This is a genomic window from Stenotrophomonas sp. Ste96, assembly GCF_024519495.1.
GTDB lineage: Bacteria > Pseudomonadota > Gammaproteobacteria > Xanthomonadales > Xanthomonadaceae > Stenotrophomonas > Stenotrophomonas bentonitica_A.
The window spans coordinates 114,369-131,982 of record NZ_JALJRX010000006.1; the positions used below are offsets into that span (position 1 = coordinate 114,369).

Consider the following 17,614-nt stretch of genomic DNA (forward strand, 5'->3'; position numbering starts at 1 on the left):
CGCAAGATTAACGTATGCCCCCTGCCCACATCCGACTTGATGAACGTGTCAGCATGGCAACCATTCATTCGGATCGGGCCGAGTTAAGGGCTGATTCAATGCCTTGGGCCGAAGCTGGCCCTACAGCCCGTTGGGGGGACCCATCATGAAAATGCGCCTTGTTCTTGCCGGTGGCCTGTTGTTGGCCCTGTCCGGCTGCGCGACGTACGACTATGTCGGCGGTGGCGGCGGCAGCGGCTACTACCACGGCGCACCGTCGGTCGAGTATCGCTACCCGGCCGGATATCCCTATGGGTACGGCAGTGGCTACTACGGTGGCGGGTATTACGGCTATGGCGGTGGCTACGGCTATCCGGTGTATCGCCCGTATCCGAACTATCGCCCGCCGCACAATCATCGCCCACCGCCGCGCCCCGGCCATGGCAACGGCAACCCGACCCGTCCGCCGGATCGCCCGCGGCCGAACAACGGCGGCTCGCCGTGGCGGAACATGGATTCGCTCGGTGGGCCGCGCCGGCCGCCGCAGCAGCAACGGCAGCAACAGCAGCGTCCGTCGCCGCCGCAGGCACGCCCGGCCCAGGCGCCGCGTCCGTCTTCGCCGAGGATGAACGGTTCCCCGTGGCGGAATCTCAACAATGCGAACCAACGCACAGTTGAGCCCTGAGATGGCTTGATTTTCACGCGCCCGGCAGTTCACTCTAGCCGGGCGGTGACAGCCACGGTCACAAAGTGCCAAAAGCGACAAGTGGCGTCACATTCGGCTCTATGTCGATATCCGCCAGGAACATCTGGATCCCCCCTGTTCCGGCCCTGTCGGATGTCGGCACCTTAAACGCAGAAGGCCCCGCTACTGGCGGGGCCTTCTGTATTTGGGCGGCGCGTTCGCGCTGGAACCGGCAAAAAAACAGGGCCGACAGTCCCCCGACTGCCGGCCCCTCTGCTTCCCCACGATGCGCTTGGACCGGCCCCTGTTCCAATTCCGGTCCGTTGCGCACAAGGCGCATGCCATCCTGGGTGCTATTGGGTTATCTGCAGAAAACGTGCCAACTTGAGGGTGGATTTCATGGCCCCCGACGAATGGCGCTAAAATCGCCACCCGCGCCCTGCCTCCAGGGCTGATCCGGGCCGCCCGGCCCCGTCCCGAGCTCCTCCGCCATGACTGACTCCTTCTACCGCTACGACGTGATCGTCATCGGCGGCGGCCACGCCGGCACCGAAGCCGCGCTGGCGGCCGCACGCAGCGGTGCGCGCACCCTGCTGCTGACCCACAACGTCGAAACCATCGGTGCGATGAGCTGCAACCCGGCCATCGGCGGGATCGGCAAGGGCCACCTGGTCAAGGAGATCGACGCCCTCGGCGGCGCGATGGCCCATGCCGCCGACCGCGCCGGCATCCAGTGGCGCACGCTCAACGCCTCCAAGGGCCCGGCCGTGCGCGCCACGCGCTGCCAGGCCGACCGCAATCTCTACCGCATGGCGATCCGCCGGATCGTCGAGGCCCAGCCCAACCTGACCGTGTTCCAGGCGGCGGTCGATGACCTGGTCATCGAGGGCGATGCCGTGCGTGGCGCGATCACCCAGACCGGCCTGCGCTTCAGCGCGACCGCCGTGGTGCTGACCGCCGGAACCTTCCTGGCCGGCAAGATCCACGTCGGTGAGACCCAGTACGCGGCCGGCCGCATGGGCGACCCGCCGGCGACCACCCTGGCCGCGCGCCTGCGCGAGCGCCCGTTCGTGATCGACCGCCTGAAGACCGGCACGCCGCCGCGCATCGACGGCCGATCACTGGATTACCGCCTGATGGAAGAACAGCCCGGCGACGACCCGCGCCCGGTGATGTCCTTCCTGGGCAGCGTGGACGAGCATCCGGCGCAGGTCAGCTGCTGGATCACCCACACCAGCGAACGCACCCACGAGATCATCCGCAACGCGCTGCACCGCTCGCCGCTGTACAGCGGCCAGATCGAAGGCATCGGCCCGCGCTACTGCCCCTCCATCGAGGACAAGGTGGTGCGCTTCGCCGAAAAAGCCAGCCACCAGATCTTCGTCGAGCCCGAGGGGCTGGACGTGGTCGAGATCTATCCCAACGGCATCTCCACCTCGCTGCCATTCGATGTGCAGCTGGAGCTGGTGCGCAGCATGCGTGGCTTCGAGAACGCGCACATCACCCGCCCCGGCTATGCGATCGAATACGACTTCTTCGACCCGCGCGGGCTGAAGAACACGCTGGAGACCAAGACCGTCAGCGGCCTGTTCTTCGCCGGCCAGATCAACGGCACCACCGGTTATGAAGAAGCCGCCGCGCAGGGCCTTCTGGCCGGCCTCAACGCCGCCCGCTTCACCCATGACGACGCCGGCTGGTGCCCGCGCCGCGACGAGGCTTATCTGGGCGTGCTGGTCGACGACCTGATCACCCACGGCACCAACGAGCCGTACCGCATGTTCACCAGCCGCGCCGAGTACCGCCTGCAGCTGCGCGAGGACAATGCCGACGTGCGCCTGACCGGCCTCGGCCGCGAACTGGGGCTGGTCGATGACCGCCGCTGGAGCGCATTCCAGACCAAGCAGGACGCGGTGGCGCAGGAGACCGCGCGGCTGCGCGCCCTGTGGGCCACGCCGGGCAATGCGCTCGGCCGCGAGGTGGAAGCCACGCTGGGAGTGGCGGTCAGCCGCGAAACCAACGTGCTGGACCTGATCAAGCGCCCGGAACTGGACTACGCCAAGCTGATGCAGGTGCCGTCGCTCGGCCCCGCCGTGGCCGACGCCAAGGTGGCCGAACAGGTCGAGATCGGCGTGAAGTACGCCGGCTACCTGGACCGCCAGCGCGACGAGATCGAACGCCAGCAGCGGCATGAAAACACCGCCATCGCCGCCGATTTCGATTACGCCAGCGTGCGCGGTCTCTCGGCCGAAGTGCAGCAGAAGCTCGAGCGCGTGCGGCCGCAGACCATCGGCCAGGCCCAGCGCATCCCCGGCATGACCCCGGCGGCAATCTCGCTGCTGCTGGTCCATCTGGAACGCGCGCGCCGCATCCGCGCCGCGTAACGCCGCACCCCACCGGTAGAGCCGACCGTTGGGCGGCCGCACGACAACCCGGTAGAGCCGACCGTTGGTCGGCTGCACAGCCACCGCCGGGGGATTCGGGGCAGCCGACCAACGGTCGGCTCTACCGTCGATGCCGTGCGGTTGCGCCGTCGCGCGGTCGTGCGGTCGGCGGTCGGCGGTCGCGCAGTCGCGCAGTCGTGCAGTCGTGCGGACGATGGTCTGCGCGCCAGCGGCGGTTGGCAGGCACACCCGCGTTATAATCGGGGGCCGGGGCACCGCGGCAGGCGGCGTCCCAGTCCCTGCGTTGCCGGAGTTCATGCATGTCCCCGATCCGCCCCTTCCTCGACAAACTGCCGGTGCTCGGCGAACGCGTCTACATCGATCCGGCCAGCACCATCATCGGCGATGTGGTGCTGGGCGATGACGTTTCGGTCTGGCCGGGCACGGTGATCCGCGGGGATGTGAACCACGTGCGGATCGGTGCGCGCAGCAACATCCAGGACGGCACCATCATCCACGTCAGCCACCACAGCCCGTTCAACAAGGGCGGCTACCCCACCATCATCGGTGAGGGCGTCACGGTCGGCCACGGCACCATCATCCATGCCTGCACGATCGGCGATTACTGTCTGATCGGCATGGGCGCGTGCATTCTCGATGGCGCGACGGTGAGCACGCACGGCTTCCTCGGCGCGGGTGCAGTACTCGGCCCGGGCAAGGTGGTCGGCGAAGGCGAGCTGTGGCTGGGCAACCCCGCACGGCTGGCGCGCACGCTCAGCGACAAAGAGATCGAATCGCTGCATTACTCGGCCGATCACTACGTGCGCCTGAAGGACCAGTACCGGGGGTGATGGTGGTCGCGCCGCTGTGCATCGGGATCGGTGCGCGGTAAAGTCCTCAGCCGACCAGGAAGCAGTCGAGACCCGCATGCCCCCGCTGGCAGCCCGGAGAGGAATCCGGCATCCCCTGTGGCCTTCCCTACGGCCCACCGTGACGCGCCGCCCATGAGTGCGCCCATGCTGGATACCTACCGGGAGGTCATCACCCCCGAAGGCGTGCCCCTGCACCTGCCCGTCGCTGGTCCGTTGCCGCGTGCGCTGGCGTGGGCGATCGACTTCGTGATCCGGGTCGGCGCACTGATGATGCTGAGTATTCCGCTGGCCTTCCTTGGCGGGTTCGGCCAAGGTCTCTACCTCGGCCTGATGTTCCTGCTGATGTGGGCCTACACGATCGTCCAGGAGGCGTGCTGGGGCCGCACCCTGGGCAAGCGCGCGATGGGCCTGCGCGTGGTCGCGCGCGATGGTGGGCCGATCGGCTGGATGAGCGCGATCACCCGCAACCTGCTGCGCACCGTGGACATGCTGCCGTTCGGCTATGCGCTGGGGCTGCTGTCGAGCCTGTTCGATGCGCATGGCCGCCGCCTCGGCGATCTGGTCGCCGGCACCGTGGTGATCCATCAGGGCGCCGCGCCGCTGGGCGGCACGGTGCCGGTCGGCAGTGTGCTGGTACCACCGCAACCGCTGCAGCCGGCCGAACAGGCCGCCGTGGTCGCTTTCGCCGAGCGTGCGCCGCGGCTGTCGGCGCCACGCCAGCAGGAACTGGCCGACATCGCCGCGCCGCTCACCGGAAGCCACGGCCAGGTCGGCGTGCTGCGCCTGTATGCGATGGCCAACTGGCTGTTGGGGCGGCGATGAGGCAGGAACAGTTCGTCGCCCGCTACCAGGCCGAATGGCAGGCGCTGGAGCACTGGCTGGCCCAGCGCGGTGAGCACCCGCGGCAGGCGCGCCGGCAGCCAGCACACGAGGGCCTGGACGATGGCGACTTCCCGCAGCGTTACCGCCGCCTGTGCCAGCAGCTCGCGCTGGCGCGCCGGCGCGGTTACAGCCCGCAGCTGGTAGCGCGGCTGCAGCAGCTGATGCAGCAGGGCCATACCCTGCTGTACCGCACCCCGCGCCCGCAGTGGCAGCGCGCGCTCGCCTTCCTGTTCGCCGATTTCCCGCAGCTGGTGCGCAGCCAGGCACGCAGCATGTGGGTCGCTGCGGCGCTGTTCGTGGTGCCGCTGGTGGGCAGTTTCGCGCTGATCCTGTGGCGCCCCGAGCTGATCCACCTGCTGCTGGACAACGCGCGCATCGCCGAGTTCGAGCGCATGTACGATCCGGCCTCGCCGAACCTGGGCCGCGACAGCGGCACCAACTGGACGATGTTCGGCTACTACATCATGAACAACATCAGCATCGGCCTGCGCACGTTCGCCTTCGGGCTGATCGCCGGCGTCGGTACCGTGTTCGTGATGCTGTTCAACGGCGTCGGCATCGGGTCGGTGGCCGGGCATCTGCAGCATATCGGCCACGGCGATCCGTTCTGGCGCTTCGTGGCCGGCCATGGTGCATTCGAGCTGACCGCGATCGTGATCGCCGGCGGCGCTGGGCTGCAGCTGGGCATGAAACTGCTTGCGCCCGGTCGCCGGCGGCGCATCGATGCGCTGGTCGAGGGCGGTGTGATCGGGGCCAAGCTGTGCGTGGGCGTTGCCGCGATGCTGCTGGTGGCCGCCTTCATCGAAGCGTTCTGGTCCTCGATCGCCGCGATCCCGGCGTGGGGCAAATACAGCGTGGCCGCGGTGCTGTGGACCGCGGTGTTCGTGTGGTTGTGGCGCGGCGGGCGCGGAGCGGCCGATGCAGATTGATCGGCTCAACATCGTGCTGCGCGCGCGCTCGGGCTGGGAGGCCATGGAGCTGGGGATGGCCCTGGTGCGACGGCACGCGGCGGCGATCTGGGCGCCGTGGGTGAGCGTGTCGCTGCCGGTGTTCGTGCTGCTCAACGCGCTGGCCTGGTGGACGGACAGCTTCGGCTGGGCCTGGTTGGCGATGTGGTGGCTCAAGCCGTTGTTCGAACGCATCGCGTTGTACGTGATCTCGCGTGGGGTGTTCGGCGATGCCTCGACGACCACGCAGACACTGCGCGCGCAGCGCACGTGGGGCTGGCAGGGCTTCTGGGGCTACCTCGGCTGGCGGCGCCTGAGCCCGCTGCGCCCGGTGCTGCTGCCGGTGAATCTGCTCGAGGGCACGGACGCTGCGCATCGCCGCCAGCGTCGGCGTGTGATCGCCGGCGGCGCGGTCGGCCACGCGCTGCTGCTGACGCTGGTGTGCATGGTCTTCGAGCTCGTGCTGGTGGTCGGCGGCATCGCGGCGGTGTTCCTGTTCATCCCGGTGGACCTGTTGTCCGAGTCCTGGCGCGCGGCGTGGGAGCTGGCCAAGCAGGACATGCCGGCGTGGATGCAGCTGGGCGTGAACCTGCTGTTCTGGGCCGCTGCGACGTTAATCGGTCCGTTCTACGTCGGCGCCGGCTTCGGCCTGTACCTGGACCGGCGCACGCAGATGGAAGCGTGGGATCTGGAGATCGCCTTCCGCCGCCTGCACGCCCGGCTGCAGCAGGCCGCGCCGCTGCTGGTGCTGGCCCTGGTGCTGATCTGGCCGGGCGCGGCGCTGCACGCCCAGCAGACACCGCCGTCGTCCAACAGCAAGGGGGCGGTGGTTGCACCGGCTGCCGCGCCGGCGCTGGAGGACGGTCTGGCGCCCGCGGCCGACGCGGGGTCCGATGTGCCTGAGGATGAAGACGCCGAAGACGAGGCGCCGGACGCTCCCACCCGGACGTTCGACAATGACCCGGACAACACTGCGGTCGGCGTCTTCGGCAACGAGGCGGTGGACACCGCCGGCTTCCGTCAGGCGGTGCAGCGCGCGTATGAAGACCCGCTGCAGAGCCCGACCCGCGAGGTCACTGAGTGGAAGCGCACGGATAGCGAGGCGGCCGAGGCCGAGAAGGCAAAACGCGCGGCCGCCGCCAACGGATCCCGGCAACGTGGCAACAAGGGCCCATTGCTGCCGGCCCAGATCGCCGAGTGGGCGCTGTGGGCCGTGGTCGGCGTCCTGGTGGTGCTGCTGCTGATCACCGCGCCGCGCTGGCTGCCGTGGCTGCGTGGCTCCGGCCAGCGCCGCCGGGCCAAGGCTGTGGCGGTCGTGGAAGAGCCGATCCGGGTACCGGACGTGGCGCCACCCGATCCCGCCGCGCGTGCGCGTGCACTGTGGCAGGAGGGCCGCCCACGGCAGGCGCTGGCGCTGCTGTATCGCGCCAGCGTGGAGTCCATGAGCGAGCGCGCGCAGATCAGCCTGCCGCCGGGCGCCACCGAAGCGCAGTGCCTGCGGGCCTCGCGACGGATGCCGGTCGAGGCCGACCGCCGCCTGTTCGAACGCATCGTGCGGGTCTGGCAGTACGCTGCGTATGCCGGCCGGCTGCCGGCCGATGATGATTTCGAAGCGCTGGCCACCACCCTGCAGCGCCAGTTCGGGTGGCGCGCATGAGCACCCGTCTGCGCTGGCTGCTGGTCGGCCTCGTGCTGCTGGTGATCGGGGTGCCGCTGGCGATCCTGTTCCTGCGCACGCACGAGCGGGTGACCCAGCTCGAGCACCTGCCGCCGCAGGGTGAAGCCAGCTACAACCCGTTGTATGTGCTCGGTCAGGCACTGCGCGCGGACGGGCTTACCGTGCAGTCGCAGCCGCGCCTGGACCTGGCCCGGATGCCGTTGCAGCCGGGCGACACTCTGGTGCTGCTGCAGGACAGCGCGGAAGTGCCCGCGCCTGCCGCCACGGCGCTGATGGCCTGGGTGGCGCGTGGCGGCCATCTGATCGTGCGCACGCCACCGGTAGGCAAGGAGGCCGCGCGCAATGGTCCGCTGCTGGACGCGCTCGGCGTGGACAGCGAGGACTACGGAAACTACTGCCAGCCGTTCCACGTGCGCGATGATCCGCAGCACATCGAGTTCTGCAACGGGCGCCGCTTCGCGGTCCAACCGCCCAGGGGCATGGCGGTCGAGCGCCAGTGGGGCGACACGGGCGATCTGGTGTTCGCCCGCCTGCGCCACGGCCAGGGCCGCATCGATGTGCTGGCGGACATGGCCTTCATGGACGGCAAGGGCCGGCCCAATCCGACCGTTGCGCAGAACGCTGCCAACCCCGCCATCGACGGCCTGCACGACAAGGCCCATCGCGACCTGACCCGCTACGTGCTCGCACCCAACTACGGCAAGGGCACGATGTGGCTGGTCTACGCCTCGCGCCCGCCGTCGTTGTGGAACCGCGTGTTCTACCACGGCTGGCCGGTGTGGGCGCCGTTGCTGCTGGCCCTGCTCGGCTGGCTCTGGCAGCGCGCGCAGCGCCTGGGCAGCGAACTGCCTTCGCCGCCGGCCGAACGCCGTTCCCTGCTCGAACACATCCGCGCCAGCGGCGAACACCTGCTGCGCTTCGGCAAGGCGCCGCTGCTGTACGACGCGGTCCGGCGCGCGTTCCTGGCCCGCCTGCGGCGGCGTTCGCCGAGTGCGGCCGCCCTGACCGGCGAGGCCCGGGTGCAGGCCGTCGCCACCTTGCTGCAGTGGTCGCACGAGCGCGTGCAGACCGCGTTGACCCCACCCGCTTCCCACGACGTCGCCGGCCTGCGCGACCGCATCCGCCTGCTGATCCAGATGAGAAACCTGCTATGACCGAGCCGACGCTTCCGCCGCCGCTGTCCCCTCCTGCCTTGACGCCTTCACCGTCGCCGTTGTCCGAGCGCGTCGATGCCGTGCGCGAGGCCGTGGGCCGTGCCTTCATCGGCCAGCCCGAGGTACTCGACCAGATCCTGATCGCGCTGCTGGCCGGCGGCCACGTGCTGATCGAAGGCGTCCCCGGGCTGGGCAAGACCCTGCTGGTGCGCGCCCTCGCCCAGGCCCTGGAGCTGGACTACGGCCGCGTGCAGTTCACCCCGGACCTGATGCCCAGCGATGTCAGCGGCCACGCGGTGTACGACCCGAAGACGGAGAGCTTCAAGATCCGCCGCGGCCCGGTGTTCACCAACCTGCTGCTCGCCGATGAAATCAACCGTGCGCCGGCCAAGACCCAGTCGGCCCTGCTGGAAGTGATGCAGGAAGGCCAGGTCACCATCGAAGGCAAGGCGTTCGCGCTGACCCCGCCGTTCTTGACCCTCGCCACCCAGAACCCGGTCGAGCAGGAAGGCACCTACCCGCTGCCGGAAGCGCAGCTGGACCGCTTCCTGCTCAAGGTGCTGATCGACTACCCGGCGCTGGAAGACGAGAAACGCATGGTCGATGCGATCACCACCGGCCGCAGCGCGGCCGACTTCGATCTCTCGCAGGTGCCGCGCGTGCTGAGCGGGGCCGAGGTGGTCGCGCTGCAGCAGGCCACCGCGGCGATCACGGTCGATCCGGAAGTGATCGACTACGCGGTGCGGATCGTCGCCGCCACGCGGCAGTGGCCGGGCATCGCGCTCGGTGCCGGCCCGCGCGGCAGCATCGCGCTGGTGCGTGCGGCGCGTGCGCAGGCGGTGCTGTCCGGCCGTGATTTCGTCACCCCCGATGACGTGCGCGACATCGCCAGACCGGCGCTGCGCCACCGCATCGCCTTGGCACCGGAACTGCAGATCGAAGGACAAAGCGCCGACGATGCCTTGACCGCGCTGCTGGCCAAGGTGGACGCACCGCGCAAATGAGGGGGCGCGTTTTCCATCGCGGGCAGGCGGCATGAGGCCGGGCCTACTGCTGCTGGCGCTGCTGGCCGGCTGGGGCCTGCTCGGCGTGCCGGTGGTACTCGGTGCCTGGCCGCACGCAGTCTGGTGGGCGATCGGCGGCGGCGTGGCGCTGATTGCGCTGGTGGACCTGCTGCGCCTGCGTGCCCAGCCCTCGCCCAGCGTGCATCGCGAACTGCCCGAGTCGCTGGCGTTGAACGTCGAGCGTGAGGCCACGCTGCGTCTGGAGTCGAGCCGCCACCAGCGCGTGGAGGTGTTTGATCTGATTCCCGGTGGGTGGAGCCTGCAGGGGCTGCCGCGCAGGCTGGCCCTCAAGCCGATGGTGACCAGCAGCGTGGCGTACCGGCTGACCCCGACCACACGTGGCCGCTTTGTGTTCGAGGGCGTGCATCTGCGCATGCACAGCGCCTGGCGCCTGTGGCACCAGCGGCGGCAGCTGCCGCCGGCGATGACGGTGCGCGTGTACCCCAACTTCGTGCCGCTCACCCGCTTTGCGCTGTTCAGTGCCGAACAGGCCTCGCGGCTGGTCGGTGCGCACCTCAAGCGCCGCCGCGGCGAAGGCACCGACTTCCACCAGATGCGCGAGTACCGCGTCGGCGACAGCCTGCGCCAGATCGACTGGAAGGCCACCGCGCGTGCGCGCAAGCTGGTGTCGCGCGAGTACCAGGACGAGAAGAACCAGCAGCTGGTGCTGATGATCGACACCGGCCGGCGCATGATGGCCAGCGAAGGCGGCCTGTCGCACTTCGACCATGTGTTGAATGCGGCGCTGGTGGTGTCCTACCTGGCGCTGCGCCAGGGCGACGGTGTGGGCCTGTTCGCGGCCGGGGGCGAGAGCCGTTGGGTCGCGCCGAAGCGCGGCATGGGCACGATCGATACCCTGCTGCGCGCCAGCTACGACCTGCAGGCGCAGCCGGTCGCCACCGACTATCTCGCCGCCGCCACCGAGCTCTCGCTGCGCCAGCGCCGGCGGTCGCTGGTGATGCTGGTCACCAACGTGCGCGATGAGGACATCGAGGACCTGCTCGCGGCGGTACGCCTGCTGCAGCGCCAGCATCTGGTATGCGTGGCCAGCTTGCGCGAGCGCGAGCTGGATGATGCGCTGGCCCAGCCGGTGGAGACCCTGCACGACGCCACCCAGGCCGGCGCGATCGCCCGTTACCTGCAGCAGCGCAGCGATGCGCATGATGCGCTGCGCAGCCATCGGGTGATGGTGCTCGATGTCACCGCCGAGGCTCTGCCCGGCGCGCTGGTGGAGCGTTACCTGGCGGTCAAGCGGGATGGCTTGCTGTAACCCTTACAGATAGATACGCGTCGGCGCTTCGTCGATGATCGCGTGCGGAACGAAGCGGGCGCTGTCGCGGGTAATCCGGCTGTTGTCTTCGCGGATGCCCATGCCACAGGCCTGGTCGCCCACCACCCAGCTGCCGATCAGCGGATACCCGCCATCGAACGCGGTGAGCGGATGCGCGGCCTGGCGGATTGCCGGGCCGGTATACGGGCCTTCGCTTTCCTGCCAGCTGCCATCGGCCAGGTGCATGGCCACGTTGGCGCCCTCGCGCGAGAACAGCGGCTTGCGCACCCAGCCGCGGGGCAGCTCGCTGCCATCGTCGAACTCGGCGGCGAGCAGGTTCGGGTGGCCCCGGTGGCGCTGCCACAGCAGCGGCAGCACGCCCTTGTTGCTGAGGATCGCCTTCCATGCCGGTTCCAGCAGTTGCACCCCTGAAGCGGGCAGCGCCTGGCCGAACGACTCGGTCATCAGGTCTTCCAACGGGTACAGCTTGAACAGGCTGCCGATCACGGTGTCGTCGAGCGCGGTGAAGCGCCCGTCTTCGGACAGGCCGATATCTTCGATCGCGATCGCTTCGCCGCGCAGGCCGGCCTGGGCGGCACAGTCGCGCAGATAGGCGACCGTGCCCTGGTCTTCTTCCGACGCACCCACCGCGCTGAAATACAGCGGCGGCGGCAGCTGCGCGGCCAGTTCACCGAACCGTTCGACCAGGGCTTCATGGATCGCGTTGAACTGGTCGGCGTGCGGCGGCAACCGGTTCTGGTTGCGCTGGTCCTCCAGCCATTGCCACTGGAAGAACGAGGCTTCGAACAGCGAGGTGGGCGTGTCGTAATTGAGCTCGTACAGCTTGGCCGGGCCGCTGCCGTCGTAGGCGAAATCCAGCCGCCCGTACAGGTGCGGCTCGCGGCGGCGCCAACTGTCGGCGATCCAGTCGCGGAACTGCGGCGGGATCGCCAGCTGGTCCATCAGCTGCTGGCTGCCCACCACCTCGTCCACCAGGTCCATCGCCATGGCATGCAGCTCGGCGCTGGGATCTTCGATGTCCTGCTCGATCTGACGCAGGGTGAAGGCGTAATACGCGGTTTCATCCCAGTACGGCAGGCCATCGATGGTGTGGAAACGGAACCCCGACTCTTCGGCCCGGGCGCGCCACTGGCTGCGCTCGGCGATACGCACGCGCTGCATCGATCAGCCGCCGACGCTGCTGCGGTTGCTGCTGGAGTTGCCGAAGCCACCGCGGCTGGCAGTGACCGCCCGGTTCGGGGTGGCGGTCACCGGGGCCAGGCCGGCCTTGCCGGCGCCGATGCCGCTGGCGGTGTTCAGCCCACCGGTGGACGGGCCCGGACGGGCCCAGCCCTTGGCCTTGTCCTGGTAGGCCGGCGCCGCCGCCGGCTGCTGGGCCAGGCCCGCGCCGCCCCGGTTGCTGAGCATCTGCGACATGAAGAAGCCCATCATCATCGGGCCGATGAACGAGTGGCCGGTGGAGGTCTTCTGTTCCACGCACTGCTCGGCGTTGTACTCGGCCTCACAGGCTTCGCGCGTGGCGTACTTGGGGGCGGCATCGGCCGACTGCTTCTGCGCTTCGGCAAAGGCATTGCGGCAGCTGGACGGATCGCCGGTGGCTTCGGTACAGGCCTGCACCGAGGTATAGAGCCCTTCCTGCATCTGCACGGCCTCGTTCTTCTGGCAGGCGGTGAACAGCAGCGGCGCAGCGCTCATCAGCAGCAGCGCAGTGGTCCTGGAACGTTTCATGGCGTCATGCCCCCTAATGCGGTTATCTCCCCAATCATGCCTGATCGGCGCGAACAACCAAAACCGGCAAAGTCGAAAACATGAACAGCGTTTCAGGATTCGATCGCGCGGCAGCAGCGAAGGTGGTTGCAAACGCAACCGGAATTTTTCGGCAGAATCGAGGCGAAACGCGCCACCACGGCCCGCCAGATCCTGCCAGCCACCATGCCTGAATACCGCTCCCGCACCTCCACCGCCGGCCGCAACATGGCTGGCGCACGCGCCCTGTGGCGCGCCACCGGGATGACCGATGGCGACTTCCACAAGCCGATCATCGCCGTCGCCAACTCGTTCACCCAGTTCGTGCCCGGCCACGTGCACCTCAAGGACCTGGGCCAGCTCGTGGCGCGCGAGATCGAGCAGGTCGGCGGCGTGGCGAAGGAATTCAACACCATCGCGGTGGATGACGGCATCGCCATGGGCCACGACGGCATGCTGTATTCGCTGCCCAGCCGCGAGATCATCGCCGACTCGGTGGAGTACATGGCCAATGCACACTGCGCCGATGCGCTGGTGTGCATCTCCAACTGCGACAAGATCACCCCCGGCATGCTGATGGCTGCGCTGCGCCTGAACATCCCGGTGGTGTTCGTTTCCGGCGGGCCGATGGAAGCGGGCAAGACGCGCCTGTCCGAGCACAAGCTGGACCTGGTCGATGCCATGGTGATCGCCGCCGATGAAAGCGCCAGCGATGAGAAGGTCGCCGAATACGAGCGCAGCGCCTGCCCCACCTGCGGCTCGTGCTCGGGCATGTTCACCGCCAACTCGATGAACTGCCTGACCGAGGCACTGGGCCTGTCGCTGCCGGGCAACGGCTCCACCCTGGCCACGCACGCCGACCGCGAGCAGCTGTTCCGCCGTGCCGGCCGCCTGATCGTGGAACTGTGCCACCGCTGGTATGGCGGCGAAGAGATCGGTGCGCTGCCCCGCGGCATCGCCACCCGCCAGGCGTTCGAGAACGCGATGACGCTGGATATCGCGATGGGCGGCTCGACCAACACCATCCTGCACCTGCTGGCGGCGGCGCAGGAGGCGGAAGTGGACTTCGACCTGCATGCCATCGACGCGCTCTCGCGCCGTGTGCCGCAGCTGTGCAAGGTCGCCCCGAACACGCCGAAGTACCACATGGAGGACGTGCATCGCGCCGGCGGCGTGTTCGGCATCCTCGGTGAGCTTGCGCGTGGCGGCCTGCTGCACACCGACGTGCCGACCGTGCACAGCCGCACCCTGGCCGAGGCGATCGCACGTTGGGATGTCGCGGTGAGCACCGATGAGAAAGTGCACGATTTCTTCCGCGCCGGGCCGGCAGGCATCCCGACCCAGATCGCGTTCAGCCAGGCCACGCGCTGGCCGACGCTGGACGTGGACCGCGCCGATGGCTGCATCCGCGATGTCGCCCATGCGTACTCCGCAGAAGGTGGACTGGCCGTGCTGCGTGGCAACCTGGCCGTGGATGGCTGCGTGGTGAAGACCGCCGGCGTGGATGAATCCATCCATGTGTTCGAAGGCAACGCGCGGGTGTTCGAGAGCCAGGACGCCGCCGTGCAGGGCATCCTCGCCGATGACGTCGTCGCCGGCGACGTGGTCGTGATTCGCTACGAAGGCCCGCGCGGCGGCCCGGGCATGCAGGAAATGCTGTACCCGACCAGCTATCTGAAATCCAAGGGGCTGGGCAAGCAATGCGCCCTGCTCACCGACGGTCGTTTCTCCGGCGGCACCTCCGGGCTGTCGATCGGCCATGCCTCACCGGAAGCGGCCTCGGGCGGCACCATCGGCCTGGTGCGCAACGGCGACCGCATCCGCATCGACATCCCGGCGCGGCGCATCGATCTGCTGCTGGATGACGCCACGCTGGCGGCACGCCGTGCCGAGCAGGACGCCCTGGGCTGGAAACCGCGCGAGGCGCGCCCGCGCAAGGTCACCGGCGCGTTGAAAGCCTATGCGTTGCTGGCGACGAGTGCCGACAAGGGCGCGGTGCGGGATCTGGCGAAGCTGGAGGACTGAGAGCGCCTGGAGGCGCCGCCCGGCTTGACCGGCGATGTGCCGTAGGCCAACACTCGCTCCAGACCTCTGCACAAGGATGTGACGATGCACGGCTCGCGCTCTCTGCTGGCTCTGGCCCTGTCGGCCGCCGCCTGTCCCGCCGTTGCCGACGAATGCGCGGTGGATCTCACTGCGATGCTGGCGTTGACGCCGGAGCAGTTCGATCAGGATCTGGGGGGCGGCTGGCGCCCCATGGCGGAGAAGGCGGAGTGCCAGCTGGCGGCCGCCGATCTCATCGCGGCCTATCGTGCGCAGCCCAAGGCCGCCGGCAATACCACGATGATCTGGCATGAAGCGCAGATGCGTGCACAGGCCGGGCAGGACGCACAGGCGGTCGCATTGATGCGGCAGACCTACAAGCCCGCGCCCGACGCTGGCGGTTGGAATCCCTACGTGGATGCCAGCATCGCCTTCATCGAGAAGGACCGGCCGGCCCTGGCCGCTGCCCGCACGGCGCTGGCAGCCCTGCCAGCGCCGCCGGAGGTGAACGTCAAGGATGGATTTTTCAGCTTCGCGATGCCGAACGGCGAGGTGGTGCAGGTCGCCTGGCCGCCCAACCTCGATGTGGTTGATGCGTTCGTCCGGTGCTTCGGCCAGAGCTACCGGCAGGCGTATTCCGCTCAGTCCTGCCGCCACCCCGACACTACGACCACGCCCGAGGGCCGCACACGCTGATCGGGTCGCAGGAGCTGCCCGTGTTACCCGATCACCCGCTTGAACGGCGGCAGTGAATCGATGATGCGTTTGCCGTAGCGGCGGGTCAGCAGCCGCGAGTCGAGGATGATCACGCGACCGGTATCGGTGGAGGTGCGGATCAACCGGCCGGAGAACTGGGTCAGCGTGCGCAGGGCGTGCGGGATCGCGATCAGGTTGAAGGCGTTCAGGCCGCGGCTTTCGAACCACTCGCTCAGCGTGGAGGTCTGCGGGTCGGTCGGGACCGCGAACGGCACCTGGGTGATCACCACGGTGGTGCAGGCTTCGCCGGGCAGATCCAGGCCTTCGCCGAAGGAATTCAGCCCGAACAACACCGAACCCTCACCGGCCGAGGTACGCCGCAGGTGCTCGTCGATCATCTTCTGCTTGGCGGTCTCGCCCTGCACCAGCACCTGTTTGCGCTGCGCGGCCGGCATCAGCTCGGCCACCTTTTCCATCTTCCAGCGCGAGGTGAACAGCACGATGCTGCCCTTGCCCCAGTCCAGCTCCTTGACCAGGTACTTGGCGATTTCCTTGGGGTGACCTTCCTTGTCATCCGGGGTGACCGGGAACGCCGGCACGATCAGCTGGGCCTGGTTGGGCAGGTCGAACGGGGAGGCGAGCGAGACCATCTCGGCCTCGGCCGGAATGCCGTTGTCGATCGCCAAGGCCTGGAAGTCGCCGCCGCCGGTCAGCGTGGCCGAGGTCATCACCACCGAATCCACTTCATCCCAGAGCAGCTTGCGCAGCACGTTGGCGGCCGACACCGGCGAGCCGTGCAGGACCAGGTCGCCATCGCGCGAGAGGGTGATCCAGCGCGCGGTGGGCGGCTGGCCGTCCTTGTCTTCGCGGCGCCAGCCGGTCCACAGGTTGTGCTGCTGCTCGATCATCTCCAGCGCCATGCCGAGGTTGCGCTGCAGGCGTTCGCGCGCGGCATCCTCGGGCTTGCCCTTGGCGACCTGCGTCAACGCGGCATGCGCCCAGTTGAACAGTGCGCGGGTGTCGTCGGCGATGGCCTCGATGTCCGGCATCCAGATCTCCGGCAGGCGGCCATTCGGGGCGCGCCACATCGGCTCCTGTGCGGACGGGTCCGGCCGCCAGCTGCGGTCGATCACATCGCGGAAGGCCTTGAGCTGCTTGCTGACCTTGGCGGCGACCTCGATCGCCTCGTTGGGCAGCAGGTTGCCCAGCTTGTCCTTGTCCACCGCGCGGTAGGCGGCGGCGATCAGGATCTGCAGGCGGCCGGTGCGCTTGGCCATCTCGTCCAGCGCGAGGCTGGCCGCACCCTGGTCGATGGCGACATTGCCGATATGGTGGCCTTCGTCGAGCACCAGCAGCATGTCCGACGGTGGGGCGATCAGCGGCTGGCCGTTGTCGCTCTCACCGATCGACAGGGCCGACAGCAGCAGCGCGTGATTGGTCACCACGATCTGCGCCTCGCGCACGGTATTGCGCGAGCGCAGCACCGCGCACTGCGCCGAGTACGCGCACTTGCGCCCGGCACAACCGGAGGCCGGCGTGGTGATGCGCGAGCGCAGGGTGTTGCTGATCGTCTCCGGGGCGTTGTCCAGGTCGCCGTTCCAGCGGCCTTCGAGGAAGGCCTTGCTCAGCGACTGCGCCAGGTCCATCTCGATCGGCGCCAACGGGCGATCGAACAGCGGCTGCTCGTCTTCGAACATGCCTTCCTGCGCGCCATCGCCATGCGCTTCGGCGGCATTGCGGGTGCACAGGTAGCGGGTGCGGCCCTTGGCCAGCGCCACCGTGGCTTCGATACCGGTGGCCTTGAGGAAATTGGGGATGTCGCGCTCGACCAGCTGCGACTGCAGCGCCACGGTGCCGGTGCTGATCACCAGCTTCTTTTTGGTCGCCAGCGCGATCGGCACGCCGGCGGTCAGGTAGCCCAGCGACTTGCCGACGCCGGTCGGGGCTTCAACCACGCCCACGCCGCCGCTGTGCGAGAGCGCACGCGACACCACGCCGATCATCTGGCTCTGTGAACGCCGGGTACTGAAGCCGGGCGTATTGGCCTGCAGCTTGGCGTAGGCGTCGCGGATGCCGGCCTTGAGTTCGTCGTTCAGGGCGCGGGGGGCTTCAACTTTTTCGGTCACGCCGGAGGACTGCCTGACTGGATCACGGTCCCCATTTTCTCACGACCCGGCGGTCGTGACCGGCGCCATT

14 protein-coding genes are annotated in these 17,614 nt (G+C 68.7%); 11 read left to right on the forward strand and 3 right to left on the reverse strand.

The annotated features are described in order from the left end of the window. The first annotated feature begins 145 nt into the window (after nt 1–145). From OC373_RS15450 to OC373_RS15490, 9 genes are all read left to right on the forward strand, one after another. Nucleotides 146–664 (forward strand): hypothetical protein, encoded by a 519-nt coding sequence (locus tag OC373_RS15450; protein WP_261998006.1) that lies wholly within the window; start codon nt 146–148, stop codon nt 662–664. Nucleotides 665–1,155: 491 nt separating this feature from the next. After that, the gene (mnmG, locus tag OC373_RS15455; RefSeq protein ID WP_261998007.1) at nt 1,156–3,045 is read left to right on the forward strand and encodes a tRNA uridine-5-carboxymethylaminomethyl(34) synthesis enzyme MnmG; all 1,890 of its coding nucleotides are present in this window, start codon (nt 1,156–1,158) and stop codon (nt 3,043–3,045) included. A gap of 320 nt (nt 3,046–3,365) precedes the next feature. Beyond that, on the forward strand, nt 3,366–3,896 hold the full coding sequence (locus OC373_RS15460) for a gamma carbonic anhydrase family protein (protein ID WP_261998008.1): 531 nt from the start codon (nt 3,366–3,368) through the stop codon (nt 3,894–3,896). Nucleotides 3,897–4,049: 153 nt separating this feature from the next. After that, the gene (locus OC373_RS15465) at nt 4,050–4,739 is read left to right on the forward strand and encodes an RDD family protein (RefSeq protein ID WP_019185424.1); all 690 of its coding nucleotides are present in this window, start codon (nt 4,050–4,052) and stop codon (nt 4,737–4,739) included. After that, nucleotides 4,736–5,728: a stage II sporulation protein M gene (locus tag OC373_RS15470; RefSeq protein ID WP_070426168.1), complete on the forward strand. Its 993-nt coding sequence runs from the start codon at nt 4,736–4,738 to the stop codon at nt 5,726–5,728. Before OC373_RS15465 ends, OC373_RS15470 begins: the two co-directional genes overlap by 4 nt. Next, nucleotides 5,718–7,403: a DUF4129 domain-containing protein gene (locus OC373_RS15475; RefSeq protein ID WP_261998009.1), complete on the forward strand. Its 1,686-nt coding sequence runs from the start codon at nt 5,718–5,720 to the stop codon at nt 7,401–7,403. Before OC373_RS15470 ends, OC373_RS15475 begins: the two co-directional genes overlap by 11 nt. Continuing rightward, nucleotides 7,400–8,578: a DUF4350 domain-containing protein gene (locus OC373_RS15480; protein ID WP_261998010.1), complete on the forward strand. Its 1,179-nt coding sequence runs from the start codon at nt 7,400–7,402 to the stop codon at nt 8,576–8,578. The genes OC373_RS15475 and OC373_RS15480 overlap by 4 nt, the downstream gene beginning before the upstream one ends. Next, nucleotides 8,575–9,582, forward strand: coding sequence for a MoxR family ATPase (locus OC373_RS15485; protein ID WP_261998011.1), 1,008 nt, complete (start codon nt 8,575–8,577; stop codon nt 9,580–9,582). Before OC373_RS15480 ends, OC373_RS15485 begins: the two co-directional genes overlap by 4 nt. Before the next feature lie 31 nt (nt 9,583–9,613). Then, nucleotides 9,614–10,912 carry a DUF58 domain-containing protein gene (locus OC373_RS15490; protein WP_261998012.1) on the forward strand — a complete coding sequence of 433 codons (1,299 nt, stop codon included), beginning with the start codon at nt 9,614–9,616 and terminating at the stop codon, nt 10,910–10,912. Between the two features lie 3 nt (nt 10,913–10,915). On the opposite strand, the gene OC373_RS15495 is transcribed toward OC373_RS15490, so the two are convergent. Next, nucleotides 10,916–12,094 (reverse strand): glutathionylspermidine synthase family protein, encoded by a 1,179-nt coding sequence (locus tag OC373_RS15495; protein ID WP_070472522.1) that lies wholly within the window; start codon nt 12,092–12,094, stop codon nt 10,916–10,918. Nucleotides 12,095–12,097: 3 nt separating this feature from the next. Further along, nucleotides 12,098–12,661, reverse strand: coding sequence for a DUF1190 domain-containing protein (locus OC373_RS15500; RefSeq protein WP_261998013.1), 564 nt, complete (start codon nt 12,659–12,661; stop codon nt 12,098–12,100). A gap of 204 nt (nt 12,662–12,865) precedes the next feature. On the opposite strand from OC373_RS15500, the gene ilvD reads away from it, so the two are divergent. Continuing rightward, complete coding sequence (gene ilvD, locus OC373_RS15505) at nt 12,866–14,704, forward strand: dihydroxy-acid dehydratase (RefSeq protein ID WP_261998014.1); 1,839 nt, start codon at nt 12,866–12,868, stop codon at nt 14,702–14,704. 84 nt (nt 14,705–14,788) lie between these two features. Continuing rightward, entirely contained in the window at nt 14,789–15,418 is a 630-nt protein-coding gene (locus OC373_RS15510) for a hypothetical protein (protein ID WP_019185434.1), read from the forward strand. A 23-nt stretch (nt 15,419–15,441) separates the two neighbouring features. Here the strand turns inward: OC373_RS15510 and dinG are convergent, their stop codons facing one another. Next, entirely contained in the window at nt 15,442–17,544 is a 2,103-nt protein-coding gene (gene dinG / locus OC373_RS15515; protein WP_070426172.1) for an ATP-dependent DNA helicase DinG, read from the reverse strand. Nucleotides 17,545–17,614: the final 70 nt, after the last annotated feature.